We start from the raw sequence: 12,309 nt of genomic DNA, 5'->3' as shown, positions 1-12,309 counted from the left end.
TGGGATCCCTTGAGATCTCGACTCCCTAGCGCCGGTACTAACCGGATCAGGTTCGAGGGTCTGCGGTGGTCCGCACTCTCAGCGCCGTGGTCTTTCCTCCGCATGCCGGGGCATGGGCGGCAAGGGCGCTCCCCTGTCGTATGTCTTGCGGGTCCCACTCTACACACGGACAAAACATTTTGGGCGGCCCGGCGGGTAGGGTTAGGAAAAAGGCCACAAAAACTAGGAGCATCCATGAACCTGATCCTTAAACTGCTCGGTACCGGTGCGAGCCTCGGCGCAGGAATTCTCTCCGCCAAACTGCTGGACTTCCTCTGGACCCGGATCACCGGCAACGAACCGCCCCGGGACAAGGACGGAGTTCTGGATGTCAGCCTCCGCACCGCGGTGACCTTCGCCGTCGTCTCCGGCGCTGTCAGCCAGGCCATCCGGGTGCTGACCAACCGCGGCACGCAGCGCGCCATCCAGCGCTACCAGAAGACCCCCGAGGTCGTCTAAGCAGCACCGGGTTTCACCACAGGGCGCTCAGCCCTCGGGACTGTGTCCCGGGCGGCGGGCGCCCTGTGCTGTCTGCGCCGAAGAGTCGTCGTCCAGGGATCCGGCCTGGCTGTGGGCTCCGGGATCGTCATCCACCTGCGGGTCTTCATCTTCGTCGGCGTCCCCGGTGCCGTCGGCCCTGGACTGAAGCAGCAGTTCCTGGGCGCGGCCCACCACGTCATCAAGCTCGTCAATGGTGAGCAGTTCCGGCCGCAGGTGCTTGGTCCGGTACCCGGCCCGCCCCACCATGTGGGCGGACACCGGCGCGGTGAGGATCATGAACAGCCAGCACACGACGAGCACCGGCAGCAGGGACCAGCTTTCAAACTGGACCGCGATCGCCAACAGGAACAGCAGCAGTCCCAGCACCTGCGGCTTGGACGCGGCGTGCATGCGGCTCATCAGGTCCGGGAAGCGGGTCAGGCCGATGGCGGCGGCCAGGGACATCAGCGCCCCGCCGAGCATCAGGATTCCAACAATCAGATCATTCAGTTCTGCGCTCACGGGCTACCTCCGGTCCGTAACAAAGCGGGCAACGGTCACGGAACCAATGAACCCGATCAGTGAAATCGAGACCAGCAGCGCCAGATAGTCCAAATTGCGGTTCACGATCATGTCCGTGGCCAGTGCAGCTCCCACGATGGTCAGCAGGACGTCAGCCGCCAGCACACGGTCCAGGATGGAAGGACCGCGCGCTATCCGGAAGATGGCACCGGCCGCCGCGACGGAGAGCATGACGGCTACCAGGACCACAAAGATGCTCATCATGGGTTCACTTCCTTGCTGGTTGTGGCCGCGCCGTCTGCCTGGCGGCCGCTCGGCGGTCCGGCCAGCGCCTGCTCCGCCTTCAGCACGTCCAGGTCCTCACGGGTTCCAATGCTGCGGATCAGCCACGACTCGGTGTCCCGCACGTCCTTGCGGACCTTGTCTGCCGCTTCCGGAGTGGAAACGTTCAGGCAGTGCAGGTACAGAGTGGAGGTGGACCGGTCCACCTCCACCACGAGCGAACCCGGAATCAGCGAGAGCGCGTGCCCGGTTGCGGTGACCAGCAGGTCGGAGCGGCTGCGCAGTTTCACACCCACCACGGCGTTCTTGATGTTCGGGCCCTTGGACACGGAAAGCCACAGCACTTCAAAACTGGCGTGCACCAGTTTGTAGAAGAACCGGACCAGGAAACCGGCGGCATAGAGCGGGTTGAAGCGTCCGCTCAGTTCCACGGGAGGCAGATAGAAGATATTGGCCACGATAAACGCAAGCACCGCCCCAAAGATCAGGTTGCCGGCGCTGAAGTCCTGCCAGAGGGCTCCCCACAGGAACACCAGCCAAATCAGCAGCGGAATTTCCTTCAGCAGCGGAACGCGCGGACGGTTCCGCATTTGGGCCCTGCGGGTCATTGTCCGGCCCCCTCTCCAAGAACGGCTTCAATGTAGGGTGTGCGGTCTATCAGGTCCTGGGCAGCGTGGTCGCTGAGTGAGAACAGCGGACCGGCCAGGACGGTCAGCGCAACGCCCAGCGCCACCAGCCCCACCGTGGGGTAGACCATGGTGCGCGGCAAAAGGTCGACGGCGCCGCGGCCGGAGAACTTGCCGGTGGACTTTTCCGTGACATCTCCCGAGGTGCGCAGCGCCGAACCGTCCGTGCCGGTGGCCAGCAGGATGGGATCCGGGTGCACTGCATCTTCCGGCGTGCGCCAGAACGCCCGGTTCCACACCCGGGCCATCACCAGCAGGGTCAGCAGGCTGGTGAGGACACTGGCTCCCACCAGGACGTAGGCCAGCGGGGTGCCGAGCTCCGCTCCGGCTTCCAGCAGCCCCAGTTTGCCCAGGAACCCGGAAAACGGCGGAATGCCGCCCAGGTTGATGGCCGGGATGAAGTAGAGCACGGCCAAGATCGGTGAGAGCTTTGCCAGCCCGCCGAGCCGGTCCATATTTGCCGTGCCGCCGCGGCGCTCGATCAGGCCGGTCACCAGGAACAGCGAGGTCTGGACCGTAATGTGGTGGACCACGTAGAACACGGCGGAACCGATGCCGATCACGGATCCGACGGCGAGCCCAAAGACCATGTAGCCGATGTGGCTGACCAAGGTGAAGGACAGCATTCGCTTGATATCCGTCTGTGCCAGGGCGCCGAGGATTCCCACCACCATGGTCAGGCCGGCCACCACCATCAGCAGCGAGTTGATCCGGTCGCCGGGGAACAGCAGTGTCTCGGTGCGGACCATCGCGTAAACGCCCACCTTGGTCAGCAGGCCCGCGAACACGGCCGTCACCGGAGCCGGTGCGGTCGGGTAGGAGTCCGGCAGCCAGAACGACAGCGGGAATACCGCTGCCTTGATGCCGAACGCCACCAGCAGCATCAGGTGCAGCATCAGCTGGGTTGACGGATCCAGGTCACCGAGTTTCACCGCAAGGTCCGCCATGTTCACGGTTCCCGTGGCAGCGTAAATCATGGCGATGGTGATCAGGAAGAGCAGCGAGGAGACCACGCTGACCACCACATAGGTGACGCCGGCGCGGATCCGCGGTGTGGTGCCGCCCAGCGTCATCAGCACATAGCTGGCCGTCAGCAGAATCTCAAAGCCTACGTACAGGTTGAAGAGGTCCCCGGCCAGGAACGCGTTGGAGACACCGGCCACCAGGATCAGGTACGTCGGATGGAAGATCGAGATGGGCCCGTCTTCATCGCCGTCGGCCATGCCCTGTCCGGCCGCATAAATGAGCACGGCCAGGCTGACGGCTGTGGAAATGACCAGCATGAGGGCGGAGAACTGATCCACCACCATGGTGATGCCCACCGGCGGGAGCCACCCGCCGAGGTTCACTGCCTGGGCACCGGTCTCCCAGACCGAGAACAGCAGGAAGAGTTCCAGGACCAGCGTGAGGGACAGGATGCTGACGCTGATGATGCGCTGGGCACGGGTGTGGCGGATGAGGATGAAGGCCAGGGCCGCACCGATGAACGGCAGGACAACGGCCATTGGGGCCATGCTTATGGTGTTCATTCCTTGGCCTCCGGGCTGGTGCTCTGACCGGTGGCGCGCAGGGAGCCCGGCGCCTCTTCAGCCTCTTCGGGCGGGGTGAATTCAGTGGTGTCCTCGGGGACATCGGCGTCGTCTTCGGCGTCAAAGCTGCTTTGGCTGGCCACGCGGCGGTCTTCGATGTCGTCCTGGACCTCGTCCTGGCGGCTCAGCACCCAGGACCGGTAGATGATGCCCAGCATGAACGCCGTCACGGAGAAGGAGATCACGATGGACGTCAGGATGAACGCCTGGGGCAGCGGATCGTTGTAGTCCTCCGCTGCTATCCCGGCCTTGAACAGCGGGGCCAGGCCCTGGAATCCGCCGGTGGAAAGCAGCAGGATGTTGGTGGCGTTGGTGAGCATGGCAAGCCCCAGCACCACACGGGTTAGGCTGCGTTCCAGGAGGAGGTAGATGCCGCAGGCATACAGCGATCCCATGATGATCATGAACGTGATGTTGACGCTCATCGGGCCACCTCCTCTTCTTTGACGGGTATCTCGGGTTCAGGTTCCAGCAGGTCCTCTTCGTCGGAGGATCCGCCTTCGCTGCGTTCATCGATTTCGGAGCCGAGACTGCGCAGGACATCCAGGACCAGCCCCACCACCACCATGTACACGCCGATGTCGAAGATGGTCGAGGTGACGAACTTGATTTCGCCAAAGATCGGCCAGCTGAACTTGATGATGGCGCTCTGCAGGATCTGGCCGCCGAAGAGCAACGGCGCCGCAGCCGTGAGGCCGGCAATCCCCAGCCCGCCGCCCAGCAGCAGGCCTGCACTGACCGGGCTCGCCTCGGCAAGTTCAAACCGGCCGCCCGCCAGGTACCGGATGGTCAGGGCGAGCCCTGCCATCAGCCCGCCGGCGAATCCGCCGCCGGGAATGTTGTGTCCGGCCAGCAGGAGGTAGATCGAGAACATGATGACGGAATGGAACAGCAGCCGTGTAATCACTTCGAAGATGATGGAACGGCGTTCCGGTGCCAGCGTCCGCCCGGCCACCAGCCAGGCATCCCGGCTCACGCTGGAGAACTTCCGGGCGAGGGCCAGGGTGGCTTCCTGGCGGCCCGTTGAGGCGAAGTGTTCGCGGCCGCGGTCCACCGAGCCGGTGGCAACGCCCTCGGCACGGCGGCGCTTGTCTCCCCGTCCGCGGATGAAGATCAGCGAGGCTACGCCCGTGGCGGCCATGGCCAGCACGGAGATCTCGCCGAAGGTATCCCAGGCGCGGACGTCCACGAGCGTGACGTTCACGATGTTGGCGCCGCCGCCCACCTCGTACGCGAGGTTGGGGAAGAGCAGCGAAATGGGCTCGGCAACCCGGGCGTTCATGGCGGTCATGGCAATCAGCACCATGGTGGCGCCGAAGGCAAGACCCAGCAGCGCCCGCAGCAGCCGGTGCCCTGCGGGTTCGCGCTTCCACAGCCGGGCCGGCAGGGACCGCAGGGCCAGCACGAAGGCCACCAGGACGATGGTTTCCACCAGCATCTGGGTCAGGGCCAGGTCCGGTGCCCCCTGCAGGGCGAAGATCAGGGCAATGCCGTAGCCGGTGACGCTCACCATGAGCACAGCCAGGAAACGCTTGTTGGCGCGTGCCGCGGCGAGGGCACCCAGGATGATTCCGACGGCGATTACGCCCTGCAGCGGGGTGTCCCACCAGTGGAACTGGTCGGGCAGCGATGCCCCCTGCCAGAGTAGCGCGGACAACGGCGTCAGGACGGCCACCGTCAGGATTACGAACAGGTAGAACATCAGCGAACCGCGCTGGGTGCGGCCGGTAATCCAGACCGCGACGTCGTCGAGCACGCCGATGGTGCCGCGGTAGGAACGCTCGGCGTCCAACGGAGTGGCAAACCGGCCCTGAAGCCTTTCCACTCGAACACGCTGCCAGAACAGCAGCACCCCGGCGCCGATGGTGATGACCGTCAGCAGCAGGGCCGTGGTGAAACCGTGCCACAGCGCCAGGTGGGTGGGGGCGCCGTCGGCCGGGTAGAGGTCAGCGTAGGAGGCAACGGCCGCATCGATGGGTGCCGGCCACAGACCGAACACCACGGTTGCGGCGGCGAGAATGGCCGGCGCTCCGATGAACGCCCACGGAACGGGTTTGAACGGCGTCGGCCGGCAGTTGGCCTTGGCCGCAAAACCGCCCCACACAAACCGTGCGCTGTAGGCAAAGGTGAGGATGGATCCGATCACGACGCCGGTCAGCAGGACGGCGGCACCGAGCGTTCCCTGCTTTTCGGCAAAGTGGACAAAGGTCTCGTAGACGGATTCCTTGGCCACGAAGCCGAGCAGCGGCGGCACGCCCGCCATGGAGGCGGCACCGATGAGGGCCACGACAAACAGTTTCGGTGCGGAGCGGCCAATGCCGGAGAGTTTGCGGATGTCGCGCGTGCCGGCCTGGTGGTCCACGATTCCCACGACCAGGAACAGGGTTGCCTTGAAGAAGCCGTGCGCCAGCAGGAGGCCGAGACCGGCGATGGCGGCCTCGTGGTTGCCAAGTCCCACCACCAGGGTCAGGAAGCCGAGCTGGCTGACCGTACCGTAGGCCAGGATCAGCTTGAGGTCATGCTGCCGCAGTGCCCGCCAGCCGCCCAGAAGCATGGTGGCAAGGCCAAGGATGAGCACAACCGCGTGCCAGTAGGCGCTTTCCGAAAACCCGGGGGCCAGCCGGGCAACAAGGTAGATGCCCGCCTTGACCATGGCGGCCGCGTGCAGGTAGGCGCTGACCGGAGTCGGCGCGGCCATGGCTGCAGGAAGCCAGAAGTGGAAGGGCAGCAGTGCGGATTTGGAGACGGCACCAACGAGCATGAGCACAATGGCGACATCCACGAGTGCGCCGCGTTCCAGCAGCTGCGGGGCCATGGCCATGATCTCGGAGATCCGGAATGTTCCGGCAGCGTCTCCGATGAGCACCATGCCCACGAGCATGGTCAGCCCGCCGAAGGTGGTGACCACCAGTGCTTGCAGGGCCGCGCGGCGGGCCGAAAGCCGGTGCGCCGAATAGCCGATCAGCAGATAGGACAGGACGGTGGTTATTTCCCAGAAGATGAACAGCAGGATCAGGTCATCCGCCGTCACAAGGCCGAACATGGCTGCCGCAAAGGCCAGCAGCTGTGAGCCGAAGGCACCCATCTGGGTGTCCCCCGGGCGGAAGTAGCGTGCACAGTAGAACAGCACCAGCGAACCGACGCCGAGGATGAGGATGGACAGGACCGCGGCCAGGGTGTCCATCCGGAACGCGAGCTCAACTTGGAGATCGGGAATCCAGGGGATCACTACGGACGGCGGGGCGTTGGGAGCGCCCGAGGCCAGCGTCTGGCCGGCATCTGTGTACCGGGGGAACGTGACCAGCAGCCAGACAAAGGCTGCTGCGGGGACGGCGGCCAGGACGTAGAACGCCGACCTGCCGATCCTGCGAAACATTAGGGGCGCCACCAATGCCACCGCAAATAAAACGGTGAGCACAACTAGCACTAGATCTCCCGAGCTTTTTTGACAATCTTCCGGCCGCAAATGCAGCTGTCATTATCAAGATGGTGGTCAGAGGGCGTATATCTATTCTACTCATGGCATACACCCCAGCCGTATTCGTGTGTTTCTTCTCCCGCCCGGGACATGCCGGGGTACGGGTTGTGTCCCGGACCCGGCCACGGCACCTATAGCATCTGCCTATGGTCTCCAACACAGAAGTTCGCAGCGCCCGGCCGGGCGGGCCGCCTCCGCGGTACCGGAAGCGGCAGGTCCTCGCCTGGGCCTCCTGGGACTGGGGGTCCGCGGCCTTTAACGCCGTCATGACAACGTTCGTCTTTACGGTGTACCTCACGTCGGAGAGCTTCGGCGGGGAAGACCATGCTTCCTCTGTCCTGGGGTACGGCATTGCACTGGCCGGGGTGGCGGTTGCAGTGCTCGCTCCGGTCATGGGGCAGCGATCGGATGCCGGCGGCCGGCGCCGGCTGTGGCTGGGTATCAACACGGCACTGGTATGCCTGGTCACCGCCCTGTGCTTCTTCGTTTTTCCCCGGCCGGAATTCCTGCTGCTCGGGGTCGCACTGATTGCACTGGGGAACGTCTTCAGTGAGTTTGCCGGTGTGAACTACAACGCCATGCTGTCCCAGATTTCGACTCCGGCAACGGTCGGCCGGGTCAGCGGTTTCGGCTGGGGCATGGGTTACGTGGGCGGCGTCGCTGCCCTGGCCCTGGTACTGGCGGGCTTCATCAATCCGGACGTGGGCTGGTTCGGTGTCACGTCGGAAGACGCTTTGAACATCCGCGCCGTAGCCTTGTTTGCCGCCGTCTGGCTCGCTGTCTTTGCGCTGCCCGTCCTGTTCGCGGTTCCCGAGGTTCCGCGCCAGGAGCGGGCCGCGAGCCTGGGCTTCCTGGCCTCTTACGGACTGCTGTTCCGCCGCGTCAAGGCCATCTACAAGACCAGTCCGCACACAATCTGGTTCCTGCTCGCCAGCGCGGTGTTCCGTGACGGTCTGGCCGCCGTGTTTACTTTCGGCGGGATCATTGCCGGAGGAACCTTCGGCTGGTCCCTGTCCGAGGTCATCGTGTTTGCCATCGTCGGCAACGTGGTGGCTGCCGTGGGCGCCGTTGCCGGCGGGTTCTTTGATGACCGCGCAGGCCCCAAGAAGGTCATCGTCTTCTCGCTCGTCGGCCTGCTGGTTTCCGGCGGAGTGATTGCCCTGTTCGGTGCCGGGGAGCAGAGCCTGTTCGGACTGCAGTGGAGCGGTGACACCACGTTCTGGATTTTCGGCCTGCTGCTCTGCCTGTTTGTGGGCCCGGCCCAGTCGGCGTCCCGTGCCTTTCTGGCCCGGCTTGCTCCGGCCGGCGAAGAGGCTGAACTGTTTGGGCTGTATGCCACCACGGGCCGTGCCGTGAGCTTCTTGGCGCCAACCATGTTTGCTGTCTTCATCACCATTTTCGGCGCCCAGCGGTACGGGATCCTCGGGATCCTGCTGGTGCTGCTCGCGGGCCTGCTGGTGCTGCTGCCGGTCCAGGCACCGGGCAAAGCACCGCGCGCGGTGGTTCCGGAGGTCTGAGCGGGGCAGCCCCCGCGCTAAATCTCGGTGCGGTGGAAGTTCAGGTGGCTGCGCGACGCCGTCGGGCCCCGCTGGCCCTGGTAGCGGTTGCCGTACTGTCCCGACCCGTAGGCATGTTCCGCCGGGGAGCTCAGGCGGAAGAAGCAGAGCTGACCAATCTTGGAACCGGGCCACAGCTTAATCGGCAGCGTGGCCATATTGGACAGTTCCAAGGTGACGTGCCCGGAAAAGCCGGGGTCAATGAAGCCGGCGGTGGAGTGCGTCAGCAGCCCGAGCCGGCCCAGCGAGGACTTGCCCTCAAGCCGTGCCGCGATGTCATCGGGCAGGGTGACCGTCTCGTAGGTGGACCCGAGGACAAATTCCCCCGGATGCAGTATGAACGGCTCGTCCGGATCAACTTCCACCAGGCGGGTCAGGTCCGGCTGGTCCGCTGACGGATCAATGTGGGCGTACTTGTGGTTGTCGAAGAGCCGGAAAAACCGGTCAATACGCACGTCCACGCTGGAAGGCTGAACCATTCCGGGATCGTAGGGATCAAGGACGATCCGCTGGTCGGCAATTTCGGTTCGGATGTCGCGGTCAGAAATCAGCACTATCTAAAAATAGCGCATGCCCGCCGGGCTGCCTGCCGGGCTCTCAGCGGCCAATCTCCGTCCGGACGGCATACAGCTCAGGGAAAAACGTCAACTCCAGCGCCCGCTGGAGGAAGGACGCTCCGGAGGATCCCCCGGTCCCCCGCTTGAATCCAATGGTGCGCTCCACGGTCTTCAGGTGGCGGAAGCGCCAGAGCTGGAAGTTGTCTTCCAGGTCCACCAGCTCTTCGCAGGCCTCGTAAACGTCCCAGTTCTGTGCGGCGTTCTCATAAACGTGTTTGTAAACACGCATCAGTCCTTCATTGGCCACATGTGCCTGCGTAACGTCGCGGTGGAGCAGTTCTTCGGGCACGGCATAACCCCGGCGGTGCAGGAACCGGATGAACTCGTCATAGATGCTGGTCTGTTCCAACAGTTCGGTGAGCAGTGCCTGTGCTGCAGGATCGGCAGCGAAAACGTTGACCATTGCGGCGTTCTTGTTGCCCAGCAGGAACTCCACGGCGCGGTACTGATAGGACTGGAATCCGCTCGAGGCGCCCAGATCCCCCCTGAACCCGGCATATTCCGACGGCGTCAGCGTCGCCAGCACCGACCACTGCTCGGTCAGCGAGCGCTGGATGTGCTTGATCCGGGCGATGCCCTTCATTGCGGCCCGCAGATCATCCGCAGCCAGGTTGGATCGGACGGCCCGCAGTTCATGCAGGACAAGCTTCAGCCACAGCTCCGAGGTCTGGTGCTGGATGATGAAGAGCATCTCGTCGTGATGCTCCGGACTGCTTACCGGATGCTGCGCAGCCAGCAGCTCATCCAGTGCCAGATAAGAGCCGTAACTCATCTTGTCGGTGAAGTCCCGCTCAATGCCCGGCTCCAGGTTTCGGGTGTTCCTGCTGACGCTCATTCTCCTACCGTAGCTTGATTCACCCCCCTGCCGCTGTGCCAGACTTGCGGCTGGGCCTTTGGCAGATACCGAGTACTCGAGGAGACACCATGACAGAGAACACAGACAGCACCGGCGCTGAGAGCACCGCAGCGGAAACGGACGGCATGCTGCCCGGCCAGGCACAGTATCAGGATCCCGAAGGTGCCGCGGCGCTGGAAGAAGCCATCCTCGCCGGCCAGGAAGGCCGGATCACCAGCCAGGAGCTGGTGGCCCGCATCTGCGAGTCGGAATTGCTCAGCGTCGGCCGGCTGCTCGATGAGAACGATCCCGCATCCTTCCAGGCCCTGGTGCTGAAGGCTCCTGAAGGGGACTCCGCCGTCGCCGCCACGTTCACCAGCGCCGGACGGGTACCGGAGCAGATCCGCGAAGCCGCACCGGTGATGGTCAAAGCCGGCGGCGAGGCAACTCTGCGCAGCATCGCTGAGGGCTACGGGCTGGCCATCAACCCCGGCAGCAACCTCGGACTGGAACTGGGTCCGGAGGGAATTGCCGCCATTGTGGCCGCCTATGACCAGGCCGCAGCTAACCGGGCAGCGGGCGGCGGCACGGACAAAACCGGCAACGCAGACGAAGCCGGCAGCTAAGCGCAGGCTTCGCGGCCTCCCCTCTTGCACTGTCGGAGGGGGGCCCTAGGCTGGGGCCACAGGTGTACAGGGAAACCAGTTGCCCTGACCCGGACCCCGGAGGACAGCATGATCTGTTCAAGCAAGACGTGTTCGATTGTTCCCCCCTATCTTCTGGCGCGCATCGCCGACCTTCAGGACGGCACATACCAGCGGGCCGCAGACGCAGCCCGGCGGGCACTCGCTGAACTGCCGCCCGTCCACGAGGCCCGGTCACGGTCCCTGCGGCCCCCGGCTTCTGCGCGGGGCACAGCGGCGGCGCCCTCCCTGCGCCGTGAAGTGTCCGACGCCGAAGAACGCGAGGTTCTTCCCGGCACCCTGGTGCGGAAAGAGGGCGACGCACCTACCGGTGATGCGGCGGCGGACGAGGCCTATGAAGGACTTGGAGCCACTGACGCGCTTTTCCGCGACAGCTACGGCAGGACGTCTGTGGACGGCACCGGCGGGACGCTGGCGGCAACCGTCCACTACGGCCGTGAATATGACAACGCGTTCTGGAACGGTGAACGGATGGTCTTCGGCGACGGCGACGGCGAGATCTTCCAGCGGTTCACAAAATCCCTGACGGTCATTGGCCACGAGCTGACGCATGGAGTGGTCCAGTACACCTCCGGGTTTGAGTACTCCGGCCAGGCCGGGGCCCTGAACGAATCGGCAGCAGACGTTTTCGGTGTCCTGGTCGAGCAGAAACTACTGCGCCAGGAGGCAGCCCGGGCAACGTGGCTGGTGGGGGCGGGATTGTTCACCGCCCAGGTGACGGGAGAAGCGCTGCGGTCCCTGAAGGCTCCCGGCACGGCCTACAACGACGACGTCCTGGGCCGGGATCCGCAGCCGGCCACTATGGCGGATTACGTTGACACTGAAGCGGACAACGGAGGAGTCCACATCAACTCCGGCATTCCGAACCATGCGTTCTATCTGGCGGCAACGGCCATGGGTAATTTCGCCTGGGAACGGGCCGGTCAAATCTGGTACGACACCCTCACCGAACAGGATCTCCCCGAGGACTGCACGTTCTCCCGCTTTGCGGCCGCAACGCTCGCTGCGGCGGACAAGCGCTACGGCAGCGCGAGTGCGGAATACGAGTCCGTCTCCGATGCCTGGGAAGCCGTGGGCGTGCAGCCGTGAAGATTGTCGTCATCCGCACCGGCGGATTCGCGGGGCTCACCCGGGTGTGGAGCACCCAGGTGAGTGCTGAGGAGGCCGAGCGGGAGTGGCTTCCGCTGCTGCAGGAACCGCCGCCGGAAAAACCCGCGGGCTCGGACCGGTTTATCTACGAAATCAGTGTGGGCCCGGCCGCTGTCACCCTGCCCGAGCAGTGTGTCCGGGGCAAATGGCGGGACTTGGTGGAACTCGCGCGGCAGGGCGGGAAGGAAGCGGAGGGCGGCGACGGCGCATGAACACGGAATTCGGCGCGGGGCAGGTTCCATGTAAAGTGGTTTTTTGTGCCGGAACCTTCCGTCGCTGCGGGCGTAGCTCAATGGTAGAGCGCTAGCTTCCCAAGCTTGATACGCGGGTTCGATTCCCGTCGCCCGCTCCCGGAAAAGACCCCTTGCGAAT

The 12,309-nt window shown here is 64.5% G+C and carries 12 protein-coding genes, 1 tRNA gene, 1 pseudogene and 1 riboswitch; of the genes and pseudogenes, 6 read left to right on the top strand and 8 right to left on the bottom strand.

Annotated elements, in window-relative coordinates:
- Positions 1-5 precede the first annotated feature (5 nt).
- Positions 6-145: riboswitch (TPP riboswitch) on the bottom strand.
- Between the two features lie 89 nt (positions 146-234).
- Entirely contained in the window at positions 235-498 is a 264-nt protein-coding gene (locus tag QMA10_RS04180) for a DUF4235 domain-containing protein (protein ID WP_290166406.1), read from the top strand.
- 201 nt (positions 499-699) lie between these two features.
- On the opposite strand, the pseudogene mnhG reads toward QMA10_RS04180, so the two are convergent.
- The 6 genes and pseudogenes from mnhG to QMA10_RS04150 form a co-directional block, all read right to left on the bottom strand.
- A pseudogene (mnhG, locus tag QMA10_RS04175) lies at positions 700-1,041 on the bottom strand (monovalent cation/H(+) antiporter subunit G); the annotation flags it as partial.
- A 3-nt stretch (positions 1,042-1,044) separates the two neighbouring features.
- Positions 1,045-1,305 carry a monovalent cation/H+ antiporter complex subunit F gene (locus QMA10_RS04170; RefSeq protein WP_290166405.1) on the bottom strand — a complete coding sequence of 87 codons (261 nt, stop codon included), beginning with the start codon at positions 1,303-1,305 and terminating at the stop codon, positions 1,045-1,047.
- Positions 1,302-1,931 carry a Na+/H+ antiporter subunit E gene (locus QMA10_RS04165; RefSeq protein ID WP_290166404.1) on the bottom strand — a complete coding sequence of 210 codons (630 nt, stop codon included), beginning with the start codon at positions 1,929-1,931 and terminating at the stop codon, positions 1,302-1,304. Before QMA10_RS04165 ends, QMA10_RS04170 begins: the two co-directional genes overlap by 4 nt.
- A complete protein-coding gene (locus QMA10_RS04160; RefSeq protein ID WP_290166402.1) occupies positions 1,928-3,538 on the bottom strand; it encodes a Na+/H+ antiporter subunit D in 1,611 nt (536 codons plus the stop codon). Before QMA10_RS04160 ends, QMA10_RS04165 begins: the two co-directional genes overlap by 4 nt.
- Positions 3,535-4,023: a Na(+)/H(+) antiporter subunit C gene (locus QMA10_RS04155; protein ID WP_290166401.1), complete on the bottom strand. Its 489-nt coding sequence runs from the start codon at positions 4,021-4,023 to the stop codon at positions 3,535-3,537. Before QMA10_RS04155 ends, QMA10_RS04160 begins: the two co-directional genes overlap by 4 nt.
- Positions 4,020-7,025 carry a Na+/H+ antiporter subunit A gene (locus QMA10_RS04150; protein WP_290166400.1) on the bottom strand — a complete coding sequence of 1,002 codons (3,006 nt, stop codon included), beginning with the start codon at positions 7,023-7,025 and terminating at the stop codon, positions 4,020-4,022. Before QMA10_RS04150 ends, QMA10_RS04155 begins: the two co-directional genes overlap by 4 nt.
- A gap of 197 nt (positions 7,026-7,222) precedes the next feature.
- Here QMA10_RS04150 and QMA10_RS04145 point away from each other — a divergent pair, with 197 nt between their 5' ends.
- Positions 7,223-8,593: an MFS transporter gene (locus QMA10_RS04145; RefSeq protein ID WP_290166398.1), complete on the top strand. Its 1,371-nt coding sequence runs from the start codon at positions 7,223-7,225 to the stop codon at positions 8,591-8,593.
- A 17-nt stretch (positions 8,594-8,610) separates the two neighbouring features.
- On the opposite strand, the gene dcd is transcribed toward QMA10_RS04145, so the two are convergent.
- Together dcd and kynA are read right to left on the bottom strand one after the other, a co-directional pair.
- Positions 8,611-9,186, bottom strand: a complete 576-nt coding sequence (gene dcd, locus QMA10_RS04140; RefSeq protein ID WP_290166396.1) for a dCTP deaminase — start codon at positions 9,184-9,186, stop codon at positions 8,611-8,613.
- A gap of 43 nt (positions 9,187-9,229) precedes the next feature.
- Positions 9,230-10,084 carry a tryptophan 2,3-dioxygenase gene (gene kynA, locus QMA10_RS04135; protein WP_290166394.1) on the bottom strand — a complete coding sequence of 285 codons (855 nt, stop codon included), beginning with the start codon at positions 10,082-10,084 and terminating at the stop codon, positions 9,230-9,232.
- Positions 10,085-10,173: 89 nt separating this feature from the next.
- Between kynA and QMA10_RS04130 the strand changes: the two genes are divergently transcribed.
- The 4 genes from QMA10_RS04130 to QMA10_RS04115 all read left to right on the top strand — a co-directional run bounded on the left by QMA10_RS04130 (position 10,174) and on the right by QMA10_RS04115 (position 12,286).
- Entirely contained in the window at positions 10,174-10,710 is a 537-nt protein-coding gene (locus QMA10_RS04130) for an SseB family protein (RefSeq protein ID WP_290166393.1), read from the top strand.
- Positions 10,711-10,818: 108 nt separating this feature from the next.
- Positions 10,819-11,877 carry a M4 family metallopeptidase gene (locus QMA10_RS04125; RefSeq protein WP_290166392.1) on the top strand — a complete coding sequence of 353 codons (1,059 nt, stop codon included), beginning with the start codon at positions 10,819-10,821 and terminating at the stop codon, positions 11,875-11,877.
- Positions 11,874-12,149, top strand: a complete 276-nt coding sequence (locus tag QMA10_RS04120; RefSeq protein ID WP_290166390.1) for a protealysin inhibitor emfourin — start codon at positions 11,874-11,876, stop codon at positions 12,147-12,149. Before QMA10_RS04125 ends, QMA10_RS04120 begins: the two co-directional genes overlap by 4 nt.
- Positions 12,150-12,215: 66 nt before the next feature.
- Positions 12,216-12,286 (top strand) — tRNA-Gly (locus tag QMA10_RS04115).
- Positions 12,287-12,309: the final 23 nt, after the last annotated feature.

Origin of the sequence: Arthrobacter sp. APC 3897 (assembly GCF_030407495.1) — a bacterium.
Taxonomy (GTDB): Bacteria; Actinomycetota; Actinomycetes; order Actinomycetales; family Micrococcaceae; genus Arthrobacter_B.
Note: the sequence above shows the minus strand (reverse complement) of the source record. Positions and strands in the feature narration are given on the sequence as shown.

Excerpts from the sequence above, each read along its gene's own strand:
- QMA10_RS04180 (WP_290166406.1), top strand. The coding sequence starts at position 235 with ATGAACCTGATCCTTAAACTGCTCGGTACCGGTGCGAGCCTCGGCGCA.
- QMA10_RS04170 (WP_290166405.1), bottom strand. The coding sequence starts at position 1,305 with ATGATGAGCATCTTTGTGGTCCTGGTAGCCGTCATGCTCTCCGTCGCG.
- QMA10_RS04165 (WP_290166404.1), bottom strand. The coding sequence starts at position 1,931 with ATGACCCGCAGGGCCCAAATGCGGAACCGTCCGCGCGTTCCGCTGCTG.
- QMA10_RS04160 (WP_290166402.1), bottom strand. The coding sequence starts at position 3,538 with ATGAACACCATAAGCATGGCCCCAATGGCCGTTGTCCTGCCGTTCATC.
- QMA10_RS04155 (WP_290166401.1), bottom strand. The coding sequence starts at position 4,023 with ATGAGCGTCAACATCACGTTCATGATCATCATGGGATCGCTGTATGCC.
- QMA10_RS04145 (WP_290166398.1), top strand. The coding sequence starts at position 7,223 with ATGGTCTCCAACACAGAAGTTCGCAGCGCCCGGCCGGGCGGGCCGCCT.
- kynA (WP_290166394.1), bottom strand. The coding sequence starts at position 10,084 with ATGAGCGTCAGCAGGAACACCCGAAACCTGGAGCCGGGCATTGAGCGG.
- QMA10_RS04130 (WP_290166393.1), top strand. The coding sequence starts at position 10,174 with ATGACAGAGAACACAGACAGCACCGGCGCTGAGAGCACCGCAGCGGAA.
- QMA10_RS04125 (WP_290166392.1), top strand. The coding sequence starts at position 10,819 with ATGATCTGTTCAAGCAAGACGTGTTCGATTGTTCCCCCCTATCTTCTG.